Origin of the sequence: Campylobacter sp. CNRCH_2013_0671h, assembly GCF_025773055.1 — a bacterium.
In the GTDB taxonomy this organism is placed as follows: Bacteria; Campylobacterota; Campylobacteria; order Campylobacterales; family Campylobacteraceae; genus Campylobacter_D; species Campylobacter_D lari_D.
On the sequence record NZ_JAKMTG010000002.1, the window covers coordinates 1 to 15,479 of the forward strand.

Below are 15,479 nucleotides of genomic sequence, written 5' to 3' on the forward strand. Positions count from 1 at the left end.
GTTAACATTTTAATTTTTTTATAATGTTATCTAACTTTTTACTATTTCCATCTTTTAAATCTTCTAAAGCTTCTATGGCTGGAGCAAAGTCTTCTATTTCATCAAGATAATTTTCTAAAGCATTGCGTAAAATTTCAGCTTTTTTCTTTTTAGAAAATTTCGCAGTTTGATTTAAGCGTTCATAAAGCTCTAATGGAAGAGTTAAAGTGTAGCGTTTATTCATTTTATAACCTTTATTTTAGTTTGATAGCTTCTTGACAAGTTTTACATTTGTAACTTGCATTGTTTAATTGAATTTTTTGGTGAATTTCGCAAGGAACTTTGTGAATTTTATTTACACAAGAGCAAATATATTCATAAATTTCTTGATTTTCTTGAAAAGTTGTAGTATTGGCATTTTTATTTAGTTGTGCTTGATGCCATTTTTCTATCTTCATATCTTCTCTTAAAATATGTTCTAAAAGCCATTTTGATGCAATGACATTAAGTTTTTCTTTGAGATCATTTGTGCTTTTGAGATTTTGAATTAAATCAATCATAGATTGGATGATACTTTTGTGAATTTTTTGATGGTTAGAAAGTTCAGGATAACCTATTTTTGCCATGTATTTTTCTTCTTCGGCAAAATGTTCTTTCATATAATTAAAAAAATCTGCAAGTAAAAATTTAATTTGTCCTTTATGGACAGGTTTATCTGAAATCATCTCGACATTTGCAGCAAGTTCAAAAAGTTTTTTATGCTGTCTGTCAATTTCTTCATTATGGATACTATATTTACTACACCATTTTGGTAGCATGTTAGCTCCTTGTTTATATTTAGAAGAGTTTTATAAGCATTATAGTTTACTATATTTTAAATTATTATTAATTTTTATTAGATTTCTATTTTTTCTTTGTATTGTATTAAATTCGCAGAGCATTCTTTACATTTAAACTGCACTTTAGAATATTGCATTTTTAAATGAATATCATAAGGAACCTTGTGTGTTTTTCCTTCGCATTGACATTGATATAAGAATTTTTTTGGTTTTGGAGCTTCTTCTTCAAAAGTATCTGAAGAATTCTTTGCTTGGGTGTTTTGACGCCAATGTTCTATCATCATATCATGCTGAATGATGTGTTCTATCAACCATGAATTAACTACTATATATAATTTTTCTTTTAAATCATTTGTACTTTTTATACTTTGTATGAGTTTTATCATGGATTTTGTGATTTGTTTATGCATGAGTTTGTGTTGATTTAGATAAGGGTAATTAATCTCAGCCATATAGGATTCTTCATCTTGAAAATGAATTTTAATATAGTGAAAAAATTCAGCAACTATCTTTTTAAGCTCGACTTGATAAACTGGCCTATCTGAAATTTCTTCCACTTTGGCAGCAAGTTCAAAAAGTTTTTTATGTTGTTCGTCAATTTTTTCATTATTAATACTATATTTTTGATCCCAATTTGGCAACATAATAAAATCCTAAATTCAATAAAATAGTTAATATTTTATAAATACTTGCCTTTAAATATGCTAAATTCACACTAAATTTACATAAAAAAAATATAATAATCCAAATTAAAATAGCATAAAAGGCTTAAAATGGCTACGCAAATTCTTTTACTAGAAGATGATATTAACTTAGGGGAAATTGTTAGTGAGTTTTTAGAAGAAGAAGGCTTTGAAGTGGTTTTGGTGGATAATGCTCAAGATGCACAAGATAAAGCTTATGAGAAAAATTTTGATTTATGGATTTTGGATGTAAAAGTCCCTTTAGGAGATGGTTTTAGTGTGCTTAAAAATTTAAGAGAAGCAGGTAGATATACCCCAGCTATTTTTATGACCTCTTTAAATACTACTATGGATTTACAACAAGGATTTGAATGTGGTTGTGATGATTATATCAAAAAGCCTTTTGAATTGCAGGAGTTAAAAATAAGGATTAATGCTATTTTAAAGCGTTCTTTTGCGCATAAAAATGAAGATTATGAGGACTTGGGAAATGGTTTTAAATTTGCTTTTATATCGCAAACTTTATATCAAAACGATAAGCCATTGTCTTTACCCTTAAAAGAATTAAAACTTTTATCATTACTTTTGAAAAATAAAGGTAAATTTATAGATACTGCTTATATTTTTGAAGAAATTTGGGAATATGATCAAGAGCCAAGTGAGCTTAGTCTGAGAGCTTATGTGAAAAATTTACGAAAAATTTTAGGAAAAGAAAGCATTATCAATCAAAGAGGAAGAGGGTATTGTTATGCATGAAGCCAAGCGCGTTGCATGGCAAATTCTTTCTTTGTATTTAGTAAGTATAGGAAGTATTCTTATAGTGCTTTTTGGTATATGGTATGCTAAGTTAATAGAAGATTTAATAAGCGAATATAGCATAAAGCTAAGACAAGAACATCGTTTTGTGATTTTGCAAATGGAAAAATCGCGTTTTGAACCCATAGAAAAAAGTGCTAAGAAAATAGCTCAAATTTCTAATATAAAATTTGCAATATTTGATAGAACTAAGGTTTATTTTTCTAATCTTGATTTACCCGCTCAAACAACTTTTTTTAAATCAAATAATGCGAATATTTATAACAATAACACTTTGATTTATGTAGCTGATATAAATTTAAATAGCTTGTTACTTGCTGATAATCAAAATCAAAGTGCTTTAGAAATATTAGGAGATGTAAATCGTTTAAGAGTTTTAATACAAGGTGATGATATTTCTAAAGAACTTGGATTTATAAGATTTAAAGTTGCTTTAGCTATGGTACTTTCTTTGATTTTTGTTAGTTTGGTAGGATATTTAATACTTAAATTTGCACTCAAGCCTTTAGAAGCAAGAATAAGGTTTTTAAATAATTTTATAAAAGATACCACTCATGAGATTAATACCCCAATTAGTGCAATATTAATGAGTGTAGAGAGTTTAGAAAGAAAAAAGAATTTTGAAGAAATTAAAGCTTTAAAGCGTGTGAAAATAGCTGCTTTGACTTTGAGTCATTTGTATTCAGATTTAACTTTTTTAAATTTTTCTCAAGCTTATGAAGCAAAAAAAGATTGGATATTTTTAAAAAATTTGATTAAAGAAAGAATGGAGTATTTTAAGATATTTTTAGAGCAAAAAAATATTGACTTAGAACTTGTTTTAGAGGATAATGGAAAAATTTATGCTAATAAAGAGCAATTTTTTAAAATGTTTGATAATCTTGTTAATAACGCTATAAAATATAATATAAAAAATGGACATATTAAAATAGCACTTTTAGAGCAAAAACTTATAATAGCAGATAGTGGTTGTGGCATAGCAAAGGAAAATTTGGCTAATATTTTTGAGCGTTATTCAAGATTTAATGAAAATCAAGGTGGTTTTGGTATAGGACTTTCTTTGGTGGATAAAATTTGTAAAGAACATAATATAAAAATAAAAGTAGAAAGTGAGTTAAAGAAAGGAACAAAATTTATTTTAACTTGGAAAAATTAAAATTATTTATTGCTCATTTTAGCTTTTTCTTTAGCATTTATAAGCGTTGTGATAAATTCATTTAAATTTTTAGTATCGTTTTGATTTAGAGTTTGTGGGGTATGATTTAGCATTTGAGTGATTAAAAGTTCATTGCTTAAGTCATTATCGCCAAATTCTCTAGCTTTTTGTAGAATTTTTAAAGCAAGTAGATTTTTTACTTCATACATTTTAATCCTTTAAATAAATCACGCTAACAATGCGCTTTGGAGTTTGATTTTTTCTATAAGAAAAAAATCTCTCATCATCAAAGGTGCAAAGATTGATATCAAAAATATCATTAATACCTAATTCTTTTGCTTGAAATTTAACTAATGCTTTTAAATCAAGCTTATTTTCATGTAAAAAATGCGCAAAATTTTCTTTGCTGTGGTTTAAAACCTCGCCATTAATTTCATAATTTTTAACACAAATTCCTGCTGAAATGATGAGTTTTAAATTCTTGGTTTGAGTGTTAAAACTTTCTTGCATTTTCAAAACAGCTTCTTTTAAGATATTTTCAAAACAACCTTTTCTGCCTGAATGCAAAGCTGCTATGGTTTTATTTTTATCATCATATAAAAGCAAAGGCAGGCAATCAGCGCTTAAAATACATAAAGCTATATTTTTTTCATTGCTAATTATCCCATCAGCGTTAAAATGAAAATTTTTATTATACTGAGTGATGATATTAGAATGAATTTGATTTAAAAATACACACTTTTTTATAGAATTTTCACGAGGAAAAATATTATTACAAATTTTTGCTCTAAAAATATTATAATCTTGATCAAAGGCTACAAAAGCTTTTGCGAAATCATTTTCTAATAAAGTGATGTAATCTTGTCTATTTGTTGCCATGAAATTTCTTTTTTATAATTTAATTGTCTGTGTATGTATCTTGCTAAAAGATCACTTTCTATATTGACGCGTCTTCCTATGGTGTAATTTTTAAACAAGGTTTCATTAAAGGTTATAGGAATAATAGTCAAACGAATACTATCTTTTAAAACTTCATTGATAGTTAAACTTACTCCATCTATAGCTACACTTGCTTTATTTGCCATATAAATTTGTATATTATCAGGGCATTTAATATAAAAATCAACTCCGTTTTCTTTTTTAGAAATATTAGTAATTTCACCTATACCATCAATGTGTCCTTGCATTAAATGCCCATCTATTCTATCGCCATAAGCTAATGCAGGTTCAATATGCACATAGTCTTTTAAATTTTCAATAGCTATGTGAGTTCTTGTTTCATAAGAAAGTTCAAGATTAAAGCCATTATCAAAAAGTTTTGTTACGCTCAAGCACGCACCATTAACTGCTATACTATCACCTAGTTTTGGTTTGTAACTTGCTTTTAATCTTAAAGTGTTGTTTTGATATGATTTGACAAAGGCTAATTCGCGGATTAATCCATTAAACATTCAATACCTTTAATTTTTATGAGATTTTATCTAAAACTTTTAAATTTCAAAAAGTATTTTTAGTGTTTTATTTTAAAAAATATTATATAATTTTTGCCTTTTTTATAAAAATGAGGTCAAAATATGTATGATATAATCGTAATAGGTGGCGGGCATGCTGGAGTTGAGGCTAGTGCTGCTGCCGCTAGAATGGGCAAAAAAACTTTACTTTTAACTACTTTAATCGAGCAAATTGGTGCTGCAAGTTGTAATCCTGCTATAGGCGGCTTAGCAAAAGGACATTTGGTAAAAGAGCTTGATGCTATGGGTGGACTTATGGGACAAATCACTGATGAGGCTGGAATTCAATTTAGAATTTTAAATGAAAGCAAAGGTGTTGCAGTGCGTGGAAGTAGAGCGCAAATTGATATGGACGCTTATAGAATTTGTGCTAGAAATAAGCTTTTAAAACTTGAAAATTTAGAAATCTCTCAAGAGCAAGCTTTGTCTTTACTTATAGAAAATGATGAAGTTAAGGGCGTTAAAACTAATTTAGAAAATACATATTTTGCTAAAAAAATCATACTTACAACAGGAACTTTTTTAAATGGACTTATCCATATAGGTGAAACTAAGCTTCAAGCAGGTAGGGTAGGTGAGCTTGCGTCTGCAAATTTGGGTGAGTATTTAAAACAAAGTGGTTTAAAAGTAGGGAGGTTAAAAACAGGAACTTGTCCAAGAGTAGATGCTAAAAGTATTGATTTTAGTGTTTTAGAAATTCAACCCGGAGATGAAAATCCTAAGGCCTTTAGTTTTAAAACAAAAAATTTCAATCCTAATCAACTTCCATGTTATATAGCAAGAACAAATTTAAAAACACATGAGATTATAAAAAGTAACTTTTACCGAGCTCCGCTTTTTACAGGACAAATTGAAGGTATAGGTCCAAGATATTGTCCATCTATAGAAGATAAGATTAATCGTTTTGGTGATAAAGAAAGTCATCATTTATTTATAGAGCCACAAACTAAAGATGCTACTGAATATTATATCAATGGCTTTTCTACTTCACTTCCTTATGAAGTGCAAATTGCGATGTTAAGAAGTATAAAAGGTTTTGAAAATGCTAAAATCACGCGTTTTGGTTATGCCATAGAGTATGATTATATTGATCCAACGGAGTTAAAACATACTTTAGAAACTAAAAAGATTAAAAATTTGTATTGTGCTGGGCAAATTAACGGAACTACTGGTTATGAAGAAGCAGCTGCACAAGGTTTTATGGCAGGAGTGAACGCGGTTTTAGCAATTGATGAAAAAGAGCCTTTTGTATTAAGACGCGATGAGGCTTATATAGGGGTATTAATCGATGATTTAGTAATGAAAGGCACAAAAGAGCCTTATAGAATGTTTACTTCAAGAGCTGAATATAGACTGCTCTTAAGAGAAGAAAATGCTATTTTAAGACTTGGAGAATATGGACATAATTTTAAACTTTTAAGTCAAGAAGACTATGCATATATTGATAATATAAAGCAAAATGTTAGGAAAGGACTTGAGTTTTTACTTCAAACTACATGGACACCAAGCAATCAAAATAATGAATTTTTGCAAAGCATTAAAGAAGAAAAAATTACCTCAATAGTAAGTTTGCAAAAAATTGTTGCAAGGGCGAGTTTTAATATAGAAAAATTAAAAGCTCTAGATGAAATGTTTGCAAAAATGGATGAGTATTCTTTAAATGAAATTTTAAATGAAGCAAAATATTATCATTATATAGCAATGCAAAAAGCACAAATAGAAAAAATGAAAAACTTAAATGACTTAAAAATTCCTGAAAATTTTGACTTTAAAAGTGTAAGTGGTTTGAGTAATGAAGTGGTGGAAAAACTGCAAAAATTTAATCCGCCAACTATTTTTGCTGCTTCGCAAATTAGTGGCATCACCCCTGCTGCTTTAGATATTTTGCATATTTATATCAAAATGAAAAACAATAGATGATATTAACTTATCTATTGTTTTGATTTGAAAATAAATACACTTCTGTTATTTTAAATAAATACTTGCATATCTTAAATAAAGCTTTTTTATATAAAGAAAAAATTTATTATTTTTTAGATAAACTGCTATACTTTACAACAAATAAATCAAAACAAAGGAAGTAAAATGGCTACATCTGAAAGTAGACGAAGCTTTATGGGCTTTGCCTTTGGAACGGTAGCTGCTGTGGGTGGTGCTTTTTCATTAGTTGCAATGAAAAAAACATGGGATCCGCTCCCAAGTGTAAAAGCAGCAGGTATTACTACCGTAGATCTTTCTGGTATGAAAGAAGGCGAATTAAGAACAATCGAGTGGCGTAAAAAGCCTATATTTATCTTAAAAAAAGATGCGGATATGGCAAAAGATAGCAGTAGGGATGTTATTGTGGGTGATGTTGCATATACTGTAGTTATTGGTCTTTGCACGCATTTAGGCTGTATTCCGGCTTATGCTCCAAGTGAGAAATTGTTTAAGTGCGCATGCCACGGTGGCGAATTTGACACTAGTGGTAAAAATGTATTTGGTCCTCCTCCAAGACCTTTGGACATTCCTCCTTTTAGAATTGATGGAACTAAACTAGTGTTAGGCGAAGAAGGTCCAGAATATAAAAAAATGATTGCGGAGGCTTGATATGGCACAGATAAAAAAAGCTAGTGGTATTATAGATTGGCTTGATCAAAGATTAGCTGTAAATAAGCTTTTTAATGTTTTAATGGCTCAGTATTGGATACCAAAACAAATTAACTTCTTATGGGCAATGGGTGTTATCTTGACAACTCTTTTTGCTATTTTATTTATTTCAGGTCTATTTTTAGTAATGTATTATAAGCCAGATGTGGCTTTGGCTTTTGATAGTGTTAATAAAACTATCATGCAAGAAGTAGAGTATGGTTGGCTTTGGCGTCATATGCATGGTGTGGCTGCTTCAGTTGTGTTTTTAATCATATATATCCATATGTTAACGGGAATTTATTATGGCTCTTATAAAAAGGGTCGTGAGATGATTTGGATTAGCGGTATGCTTTTGTTTGTTGTATTTTCAGCAGAAGCATTTAGTGGGTATATGTTACCTTGGGGACAGATGAGTTTTTGGGCTGCTCAAGTTATTACTCAGCTTTTTGGCGGAATTCCTTTTATAGGTGATGCATTAGTTATTTGGATAAGAGGAGATTTTGCAGTATCAGATCCAACTTTAACTAGATTTTTTATGCTGCATGTGTGTTTATTACCTATTGTAATTTTAGCAATTATTGCATTCCACTTTTATTCTTTAAGAATTCCTCATGTAAATAATGAAATTTCAGAAGAAATTGATTTTGATTTGGAAGCTGAAAAATATTTAGCAGGTGATACAAAAGGTTCTAAAGTTATTCCTTTTTGGCCAGGATTTTTAGCTAAAGATTTTATGTATATTGCGTTATTTATGATTTTCTTCTTCTATTTGGTGTGTTTTAAATTTAATTTCGCAATGGATCCAATTAACTTTGACCCAGCAAATTCTTTAAAAACACCTCCTCATATTTATCCTGAGTGGTATTTCTTATGGAGTTATGAAGTTTTAAGAGGATTTTTCTTTGATGTTGGAAGCATTAAAGCTTTTGATATAGGTCTTGCAGCGTTTGGTATAGCACAAATTATTTTCTTCTTGTTACCTTGGCTTGATAGAAGTGATGTTGTAAAACCAGCACACGAAAGACCAATGTTTTTTGTATGGTTTTGGGTGTTATTGATAGATTTAATTGTACTAACAGTTTATGGAAAGCTTCCTCCAACAGGAATTAATGCTTGGATAGGATTTTATGCTTCTATGGTATTTTTACTATTACTGTTAGTAGTCTTACCAATTATTACTATCATGGAAAGAAAAAGGGGCTAATAATGAGAGAATTAAAAATATTTTTTGTAGTTGTCTTTTTCACAGGTTTAGTTTATTGGGGGGTTGAGCCTTATGCACATTCAGTGATGAATCCTCCTTCAACTCCGGTTAATTTTGACTTTGCAAAAGCTGATGTAGAATTTACCAAAGGCGAAGTTGCTTTAAAAGAAAAAGCTGCAATAGATGCTAATGCTTCAGGAAGTGAAAAAGCTATAGCTAATGCTCAAAAAGCACTAGAGCTTGCTAAAAGCCAAGAAGAAGCTACTAAGCAATTATGGGAAAAAATCGCAAAAATTGATTTTAGTAAAGGTAATGCACAAAAAGGAAAAGAGCTTTTTGAAGGAAATTGTATTGCATGTCATGGTGTGAAAGCCGTCGGAATTCCTGCTACTATTACAGATTCTTCTTTAGGTGTAACACCTCCTGATTTAAGTGATGCGGGTGCTATTTATGATGAGAAATTTTTAGCAGCACTGATTGTTGATCCAGTTAAGGCTTTGCAAATTTCACATAAATTTAATGATGAAAATCCATTCTTAATGCCTGCTTATCCTTTAAGTGGTGATGAAGCACAAGATAATCAAGATTTAGCAGATTTAATTGCATTCTTTAAAAATACAGCTAGTGAGTATGAGAAGGAATTTGATACAAAATTAAAAGCAGATTTAGAAGAAAAATATGCTAAAAACCAAGAGCTTTCAGAGCAAGCAAAAACGGCTTTAATTGCAAAAGAATTTGATTTTGCTAAAAACAAACATACATTTGAAAATGCTTGCGGAAGATGCCATGATGTAAAGTATGATGGTTTTGTTTCAAGTTCAAATATGAGTGATTTAAAAAATTATCTTGGTATGACGCCTCCGGATTTATCTATGATGATTCGTTCTAAAGGCGCGCATTATCTTGAAATCTTTATCAATGAACCTCAAAAGAAAATTCATGGAACTGCTATGCCAAGAGTTGGTCTAAATGAAAAAGCACAAACTCAAGTTATTAGTTATCTTGAAAAAGTTGGTGATAGTAAAAAAGAAGAAAGAGAACAAACAGGAATTTATATTATGATATTCTTTGCTATCTTAAGTATTTTTGCTATAGGTTGGAAAAGATCAGTTTGGTCTAAACTACACTAATTTACTCAAAGAACGCCTTGTGGCGTTCTTTTTCTTCAATAATAAGCTAAATATAAAATAAAATTTGATATAATATTTTTTCATTTCACACGCATTAATTTCCTTATTAGGTTGCTTATGGGTTAAAGAATGCGGAGGAATAAACCTAATTATTTTATTTCAAGGAGAATTTCATGGTAAGCATGAGAGATTTATTAGAGTGTGGTGTACACTTTGGACACCAAACAAGAAGATGGAATCCAAAAATGAAAAAATTTATTTTTGGTGAAAGAAAAGGTATTTATGTAATTGATTTGCAAAAAACGCTTAGATATTTTAGATATACATATAACATTGTTCGTGACGCTGCAGCAGAAGGTAAGACAATTTTATTTGTTGGAACTAAAAAACAAGCAGGTGGAGCGATTAAAGAATACGCTGAAAAATGTGGTATGCCTTATGTAAATCACAGATGGCTTGGTGGTATGATGACAAATTTTGGAACTATCCGCCAATCAATTAGAAAATTAGAAGTTATAGAAAAAATGGAAGAAGATGGAAGTATTAAACTTTTAACTAAAAAAGAAGCATTAATGCTTACTAGAAAAAAAGAAAAATTACTAGCATATCTTGGTGGTATTAGATATATGAAAACTCAACCTGATATGATTTTTGTTATTGATACTGTTAAAGAAAAAATTGCAGTACAAGAAGCTAATAGATTAAAAATCCCTGTAGTTGCTCCACTAGATACAAACTGCGATCCTGATTTAGTTGATTTTCCAATTCCAGGAAATGATGATGCAATTCGTTCGGTTCAACTTTTCTGTCAAGAAATGGCTGAAGCAATCAATGAAGGTAAAGCATTAAGAGAGCAAGATGGTGAAGTTAGCGAAGAACAGCCTATTTCTGAAGAAGAGAAAAAAGAAGTTTTAGAAGAAGCTATGAGTGAAGAAGATTTTGAAGGAGATAAAGAGTAATGGCTGAAATCACTGCACAAATGGTAAAAGAACTGCGCGAGAGTACTGGCGCAGGTATGATGGATTGTAAAAATGCTTTAAAAGATACAGATGGTGATTTTGAAAAAGCAGTGCAGCTTTTAAGAGAAAAAGGGCTTGGAAAAGCTGATAAAAAAGCTGATCGTTTAGCTGCTGAAGGTTTAGTAAGTGTAAAAGTAAGTGATGATTTTAAATGTGCAACTGTAAGTGAAATTAACTCAGAAACAGATTTTGTTGCTAAAAATGAACAATTTATTGCTTTAACAAAAGATACAACAGCACATATTCAAGCTAAGAGTCTTCAAAATGTTGAAGAATTACATTCAAGTGAGATTAATGGTGTTAAATTTGAAGAGTACTTAAAAAGCCAAATTGCAACTATTGGTGAAAATTTAGTTGTTAGAAGATTTGCTACTTTAAAAGAAGGTGCTAATGGCATAGTAAATGGTTATATTCACACCAATGGTCGTGTTGGTGTAGTTATTGCTGCAGCTTGCGATAGTGAAGCTACGGCTAGCAAGTGTGGAGAATTTTTAAAACATATTTGTATGCATATTGCTGCAATGAAGCCAAGTTATTTATCTTATGAAGAGCTTGATATGGATTTTGTAGAAAATGAGTATAAAGCTTTAGTTGCTGAGTTAGAAAAAGAAAATGAAGAAAGAAGAAGATTAAAAGATCCTAATAAACCAGAGCATAAAATTCCAAAATATGCAAGCAGAAAACAATTAACTCAAGAGGTAATTCAAGCAGCTGAAGAAGCTATTAAGGCTGAACTTCAAGCACAAGGTAAGCCAGAAAAAATTTGGCCTAATATTATCCCAGGTAAGTTGAATAGTTTTATAGCAGATAACTCTCAACTTGATAGCAGACTTACTTTAATGGGTCAGTTTTATGTAATGGATGATAAAAAAACTATCGAACAAGTAATTGCTGATAAAGAAAAGGAACTAGGCGGAACTATCAAAATAGTCAAATTTATTCGTTTTGAAGTAGGTGAGGGCCTAGAAAAGAAAACTGAAGATTTTGCTGCTGAAGTTGCTGCACAAATTGGTTAAAAATGGAACTTTTAAAAGCGGAAAATTTAAACCATAGTTTTGATATTCCGCTTTTTGAAAATTTAAATTTTACTTTAAATACAAAAGATTGTATTGCAGTATGTGGAAGCAGTGGATGTGGTAAATCTACTCTTTTGCATATTTTATCTACCTTATTAAAACCTCAATCGGGAAAAGTTTTTTATAATAATCAAGATTTATACGACTTAGATGATGAAGCTTTGCTAGAAATTCGTAGAAAAGATTTTGGTATTATTTTTCAAATGCATTATTTATTTAAAGGTTTTTTGGCTTTTGAAAATATAGAACTTGCGAGTGTTTTAAGTGGGCAGAATATTGATTATGAATTATTAAAAAAACTTGATATTGCAGATTTAATGAATCAAAAAATCACAAAATTAAGCGGTGGACAACAGCAAAGAGTAAGTATAGCTAGGGTTTTAAGCAAGAAGCCAAAAATTATTTTTGCAGATGAGGCTACCGGAAATTTAGATTTTAAAAATGCTTTAAATGTAATGGATATTTTGATTGATTATATCAAAGAAAACAATGCAGCTTTAATTTTTGTTACGCATGATCAAGAGCTTGCTAAAAAATGTGATAAGGTTTTTCACTTAAACAACCATGGAATTTGTTAAATATTTAGGTGATGAAAATGTAGTTATTTTCATGCTTTTGTTTGCTAGAATGAGTGGGTTGATAGTTTTTTTCCCTTTTTTTTCTCATAATAGTATTCCTTTGGTGGTAAAAACAACTTTGGTAATGTTTTTAACAATGTTTTTATACCCTTTAGCTAAACTTGAAAATAATACACCTGATTCTTTTTTTATTCTATATCTTTTAAGTGAAGTTATTTTTGGGATGATAGCAGGAATGATTTTGCAAATGACTTTTGCCATTTTGCAAATGGCAGGTGAGCAGATTTCTTTTACTATGGGTTTTTCAATGGCTAGTGTTATGGATCCCACAACAGGTGCAAATACTCCTGTAATTTCACAAGTTTTAAATTTATTAGCTTTGCTTGTATTTTTAGCTTTTGATGGACATCATTTGATTTTGCTTTTTATATCTAATTCATTGGAATATATTAGTTTAGGTGGATTTTATCCACATGAAAATTTAATGCTTTATTTAAATAAAGCTATGGTAAATATTTTTGTGCTTGGTTTTTCTATGGCTTTTCCTGTTTTAGCTATTTCTTTGCTATCAGATGTGATTTTTGGCATGCTTATGAAAACTATGCCGCAATTTAATCTTTTAGTGGTTGGTTATCCTATCAAGATATTTTTGTCTTTCGCGGTTCTTATTGCTATTTTACTTATTATGATGCAATATTTTAAAAATTTAATAGTAAAAAGTTTTGAGCATATGGAGTTGTTATTTTTTAATATATAAGCATTAAATAATTAAAAATGTTTTAAAATAATGTATTTTTTATTCTTGGGAGATGATAATGAGGGTTTTGCTAATAAATTCCAATATAGCTGTTTCAAAATTAATTAGTTTGGGAGTTCAAAAATTAGGTTATGATTTTGAGGAGCTCACGGGTATTGAGGAGCTTGAGGGATTTTATGATGTAATTATTATAGATCATGATATTGAGGCTGATTTAGATGATTTAAAAAGTAAATGTGATAGATTGATTTATTTGTTACCTAGAAACCTAGAACAAAAAGAAGGTATAGAGTGTTTGTATAAACCGTTTTTACCTACCGATTTTATAAATCTTCTAAGCGGAGATGGGGTTTTGGATGATATTCAAAAAGATGCTTTGAGCGAAGATGAACTAAATTTTGATGATGAGGAAGTTGTTGGTAAAGATATGCCTTTGGATGGAAATGAACTTTTAGAAGGTATTGATTTGTCTGAACATGAAGAAAATTTGAGTGAAGATGATTTAAATTTACAAGAAGATTTTTTTGAAGAGAATTTAGGTGATGGATTAAAAAATGATGATATGTTTGATGCAACAAGTGAGTTAATAGATGAAGAGAAAACAGAAGATGATTTAGTTTTTTCAGATAGCTTAGATAAAGAAAATATAGAAGAAAATATAGAAGAAAATATAGAAGAAAATATAGAAGAAAATATAGAAGAAAATATAGAAGAAAATATAGAAGAAAATATAGAAGAAAATATAGAAGAAACCCCTGTTGAATTTGATTCTTTTGATACACTACCTATGGTTGAAGAGATAGGTGAAAAAGAAATGAGCTTTGATGATTTACCTGAAGATGCTCAATTTATTGGTGAGGAAAAAGAAGAAAAAATGGCTTTAGAAGAAAATGAGCCTATGGTTGAAGAAATATTTGAAAATGAAAGTATAGATGATTTTCAACTAGAAGAAGAGCTAAGTACTCAAGATAAGATAAAAGAAGAATTGGCCGCTATTGATGAGCTTGATGAAGAATTTAATGGTCTTGATGGGGAGTTAATGCAAAATTTTGACACTCAAGAAACAGATAACAATGAAAATACGCAAGCTTTTGATTTAGAGGAAAATATAGAGGAAAATATAGAGGAAAATATAGAGGAAAATATAGAGGAAAATATAGAGGAAAATATAGAGGAAAATATAGAGGAAAATATGAGCGAAATTTTAGACGATACACAAGATGAGTTTGCAAATTTAAATGAAAATGATATTATGTTGGCTTTAGGTGAAGAGCTTGCTCCAGCTATTGTAGAAAAGAAAGAAGAAAATAGATTAAGCACTCAAGAAAAAATAGAAAATTTACAAGAAGATGAAATGGTAAATGAGCTTAGTAAGAGTATAGCTCAAACCATTACTTCAAGTATTACTGATGATACTTTAAAAGCAGCCTTAAAAGGCATGAAAATGAATATAAACATTAATATAAGCTTTGATGAGGATAAACATTGAGTGGTCAAATTTTAATCATCTCAGGACCAAGTGGAGCAGGGAAGAGCACCTTGCTTCAAAGGCTTTTTAAAGAAAAAGATAATATTTATTTTTCTATTTCAAGTACAACAAGAGTTCCTAGAGAAAATGAAAAAAATGGAGTAGATTATTTTTTTATCAGCGAAGAAGAATTTAAACAAGGTATAGAAAAAGGCGATTTTTTAGAATGGGCTTTGGTGCATAAAAATTACTATGGTACTTCGTTAATCCCTGTAAAAAAAGCATTACAAGAGGGTAAAAGTGTCGTTTTTGATATTGATGTACAAGGTTTTTGCATAGCTAAAGAAAAAATGCCTGAATATATTACCTCTGTTTTTATTACAACCAAAAACAAAAAAGAACTTGAAAAAAGATTGCTTAAGCGAAATACTGATAAAATAGAAGATATTAGCAAAAGATTAGAAAATGCTAGTGATGAAATGGCTTATTTGGATCGATATGATTTTTTAATCATAAATGATGATCTAGAAAAAAGTTATAGGGAGTTAGAAGCAGTTTTTGAAGCTTCAAAATTAAAAAGTGCAAAACATGATTTAAAACAAATTCAAATTCAATGGAATAAAGGAGAATAA

General features: G+C 29.7%; 18 protein-coding genes. 12 read left to right on the forward strand and 6 right to left on the reverse strand.

The genetic code is table 11. The features are described 5' to 3' along the window. Nucleotide 1: 1 nt before the first annotated feature. The 3 genes from L8X97_RS01610 to L8X97_RS01620 all read right to left on the reverse strand — a co-directional run bounded on the left by L8X97_RS01610 (nt 2) and on the right by L8X97_RS01620 (nt 1,462). Nucleotides 2–223: a ribbon-helix-helix protein, CopG family gene (locus L8X97_RS01610; RefSeq protein ID WP_263659998.1), complete on the reverse strand. Its 222-nt coding sequence runs from the start codon at nt 221–223 to the stop codon at nt 2–4. 10 nt (nt 224–233) lie between these two features. Beyond that, nucleotides 234–797 carry a bacteriohemerythrin gene (locus L8X97_RS01615; RefSeq protein ID WP_263659997.1) on the reverse strand — a complete coding sequence of 188 codons (564 nt, stop codon included), beginning with the start codon at nt 795–797 and terminating at the stop codon, nt 234–236. Between the two features lie 77 nt (nt 798–874). Continuing rightward, complete coding sequence (locus L8X97_RS01620) at nt 875–1,462, reverse strand: bacteriohemerythrin (protein ID WP_220567131.1); 588 nt, start codon at nt 1,460–1,462, stop codon at nt 875–877. 129 nt (nt 1,463–1,591) lie between these two features. Here L8X97_RS01620 and L8X97_RS01625 point away from each other — a divergent pair, with 129 nt between their 5' ends. Continuing rightward, a complete protein-coding gene (locus L8X97_RS01625) occupies nt 1,592–2,257 on the forward strand; it encodes a response regulator transcription factor (RefSeq protein WP_133318659.1) in 666 nt (221 codons plus the stop codon). Then, nucleotides 2,250–3,473, forward strand: a complete 1,224-nt coding sequence (locus L8X97_RS01630; protein WP_263659996.1) for a sensor histidine kinase — start codon at nt 2,250–2,252, stop codon at nt 3,471–3,473. The genes L8X97_RS01625 and L8X97_RS01630 overlap by 8 nt, the downstream gene beginning before the upstream one ends. A gap of 2 nt (nt 3,474–3,475) precedes the next feature. Here the strand turns inward: L8X97_RS01630 and L8X97_RS01635 are convergent, their stop codons facing one another. The 3 genes from L8X97_RS01635 to ribE are packed head-to-tail and all read right to left on the reverse strand — an operon-like array spanning nt 3,476 to nt 4,924. Beyond that, entirely contained in the window at nt 3,476–3,682 is a 207-nt protein-coding gene (locus tag L8X97_RS01635) for a hypothetical protein (protein ID WP_133318661.1), read from the reverse strand. A 1-nt stretch (nt 3,683) separates the two neighbouring features. Continuing rightward, nucleotides 3,684–4,352: a peptidoglycan editing factor PgeF gene (gene pgeF / locus L8X97_RS01640; RefSeq protein WP_263659995.1), complete on the reverse strand. Its 669-nt coding sequence runs from the start codon at nt 4,350–4,352 to the stop codon at nt 3,684–3,686. Further along, nucleotides 4,316–4,924: a riboflavin synthase gene (gene ribE, locus L8X97_RS01645; RefSeq protein WP_263659993.1), complete on the reverse strand. Its 609-nt coding sequence runs from the start codon at nt 4,922–4,924 to the stop codon at nt 4,316–4,318. The genes pgeF and ribE overlap by 37 nt, the downstream gene beginning before the upstream one ends. Nucleotides 4,925–5,047: 123 nt before the next feature. Here ribE and mnmG point away from each other — a divergent pair, with 123 nt between their 5' ends. The 10 genes from mnmG (at nt 5,048) to gmk (ending at nt 15,479) form a co-directional block, all read left to right on the forward strand. Beyond that, nucleotides 5,048–6,904, forward strand: a complete 1,857-nt coding sequence (gene mnmG / locus L8X97_RS01650) for a tRNA uridine-5-carboxymethylaminomethyl(34) synthesis enzyme MnmG (protein WP_263659992.1) — start codon at nt 5,048–5,050, stop codon at nt 6,902–6,904. Nucleotides 6,905–7,069: 165 nt separating this feature from the next. Beyond that, nucleotides 7,070–7,573 carry a ubiquinol-cytochrome c reductase iron-sulfur subunit gene (gene petA / locus L8X97_RS01655; protein ID WP_133318665.1) on the forward strand — a complete coding sequence of 168 codons (504 nt, stop codon included), beginning with the start codon at nt 7,070–7,072 and terminating at the stop codon, nt 7,571–7,573. A 1-nt stretch (nt 7,574) separates the two neighbouring features. Continuing rightward, nucleotides 7,575–8,819, forward strand: a complete 1,245-nt coding sequence (locus tag L8X97_RS01660) for a cytochrome b (protein ID WP_220567136.1) — start codon at nt 7,575–7,577, stop codon at nt 8,817–8,819. A gap of 2 nt (nt 8,820–8,821) precedes the next feature. Next, nucleotides 8,822–9,949: a c-type cytochrome gene (locus tag L8X97_RS01665; protein WP_263662483.1), complete on the forward strand. Its 1,128-nt coding sequence runs from the start codon at nt 8,822–8,824 to the stop codon at nt 9,947–9,949. Between the two features lie 173 nt (nt 9,950–10,122). Further along, nucleotides 10,123–10,908 (forward strand): 30S ribosomal protein S2, encoded by a 786-nt coding sequence (gene rpsB, locus L8X97_RS01670; RefSeq protein WP_087700911.1) that lies wholly within the window; start codon nt 10,123–10,125, stop codon nt 10,906–10,908. Beyond that, nucleotides 10,908–11,984, forward strand: coding sequence for a translation elongation factor Ts (tsf, locus tag L8X97_RS01675; RefSeq protein WP_263661736.1), 1,077 nt, complete (start codon nt 10,908–10,910; stop codon nt 11,982–11,984). The genes rpsB and tsf overlap by 1 nt, the downstream gene beginning before the upstream one ends. A 2-nt stretch (nt 11,985–11,986) precedes the next feature. Beyond that, nucleotides 11,987–12,622 (forward strand): ABC transporter ATP-binding protein, encoded by a 636-nt coding sequence (locus L8X97_RS01680; protein ID WP_133318668.1) that lies wholly within the window; start codon nt 11,987–11,989, stop codon nt 12,620–12,622. Next, entirely contained in the window at nt 12,609–13,379 is a 771-nt protein-coding gene (fliR, locus tag L8X97_RS01685) for a flagellar biosynthetic protein FliR (RefSeq protein ID WP_133318669.1), read from the forward strand. Before L8X97_RS01680 ends, fliR begins: the two co-directional genes overlap by 14 nt. A 58-nt stretch (nt 13,380–13,437) precedes the next feature. Next, nucleotides 13,438–14,868, forward strand: coding sequence for a hypothetical protein (locus L8X97_RS01690; protein ID WP_263662484.1), 1,431 nt, complete (start codon nt 13,438–13,440; stop codon nt 14,866–14,868). Further along, nucleotides 14,865–15,479 (forward strand): guanylate kinase, encoded by a 615-nt coding sequence (gmk, locus tag L8X97_RS01695; RefSeq protein ID WP_263662485.1) that lies wholly within the window; start codon nt 14,865–14,867, stop codon nt 15,477–15,479. The genes L8X97_RS01690 and gmk overlap by 4 nt, the downstream gene beginning before the upstream one ends.

Excerpts from the sequence above, each read along its gene's own strand:
- L8X97_RS01625 (WP_133318659.1), top strand. The coding sequence starts at position 1,592 with ATGGCTACGCAAATTCTTTTACTAGAAGATGATATTAACTTAGGGGAA.
- rpsB (WP_087700911.1), top strand. The coding sequence starts at position 10,123 with ATGGTAAGCATGAGAGATTTATTAGAGTGTGGTGTACACTTTGGACAC.
- L8X97_RS01620 (WP_220567131.1), bottom strand. The coding sequence starts at position 1,462 with ATGTTGCCAAATTGGGATCAAAAATATAGTATTAATAATGAAAAAATT.
- L8X97_RS01690 (WP_263662484.1), top strand. The coding sequence starts at position 13,438 with ATGAGGGTTTTGCTAATAAATTCCAATATAGCTGTTTCAAAATTAATT.
- tsf (WP_263661736.1), top strand. The coding sequence starts at position 10,908 with ATGGCTGAAATCACTGCACAAATGGTAAAAGAACTGCGCGAGAGTACT.
- L8X97_RS01610 (WP_263659998.1), bottom strand. The coding sequence starts at position 223 with ATGAATAAACGCTACACTTTAACTCTTCCATTAGAGCTTTATGAACGC.
- L8X97_RS01660 (WP_220567136.1), top strand. The coding sequence starts at position 7,575 with ATGGCACAGATAAAAAAAGCTAGTGGTATTATAGATTGGCTTGATCAA.
- L8X97_RS01665 (WP_263662483.1), top strand. The coding sequence starts at position 8,822 with ATGAGAGAATTAAAAATATTTTTTGTAGTTGTCTTTTTCACAGGTTTA.
- pgeF (WP_263659995.1), bottom strand. The coding sequence starts at position 4,352 with ATGGCAACAAATAGACAAGATTACATCACTTTATTAGAAAATGATTTC.
- petA (WP_133318665.1), top strand. The coding sequence starts at position 7,070 with ATGGCTACATCTGAAAGTAGACGAAGCTTTATGGGCTTTGCCTTTGGA.
- ribE (WP_263659993.1), bottom strand. The coding sequence starts at position 4,924 with ATGTTTAATGGATTAATCCGCGAATTAGCCTTTGTCAAATCATATCAA.
- L8X97_RS01635 (WP_133318661.1), bottom strand. The coding sequence starts at position 3,682 with ATGTATGAAGTAAAAAATCTACTTGCTTTAAAAATTCTACAAAAAGCT.
- fliR (WP_133318669.1), top strand. The coding sequence starts at position 12,609 with ATGGAATTTGTTAAATATTTAGGTGATGAAAATGTAGTTATTTTCATG.
- mnmG (WP_263659992.1), top strand. The coding sequence starts at position 5,048 with ATGTATGATATAATCGTAATAGGTGGCGGGCATGCTGGAGTTGAGGCT.
- L8X97_RS01630 (WP_263659996.1), top strand. The coding sequence starts at position 2,250 with ATGCATGAAGCCAAGCGCGTTGCATGGCAAATTCTTTCTTTGTATTTA.
- L8X97_RS01615 (WP_263659997.1), bottom strand. The coding sequence starts at position 797 with ATGCTACCAAAATGGTGTAGTAAATATAGTATCCATAATGAAGAAATT.
- L8X97_RS01680 (WP_133318668.1), top strand. The coding sequence starts at position 11,987 with ATGGAACTTTTAAAAGCGGAAAATTTAAACCATAGTTTTGATATTCCG.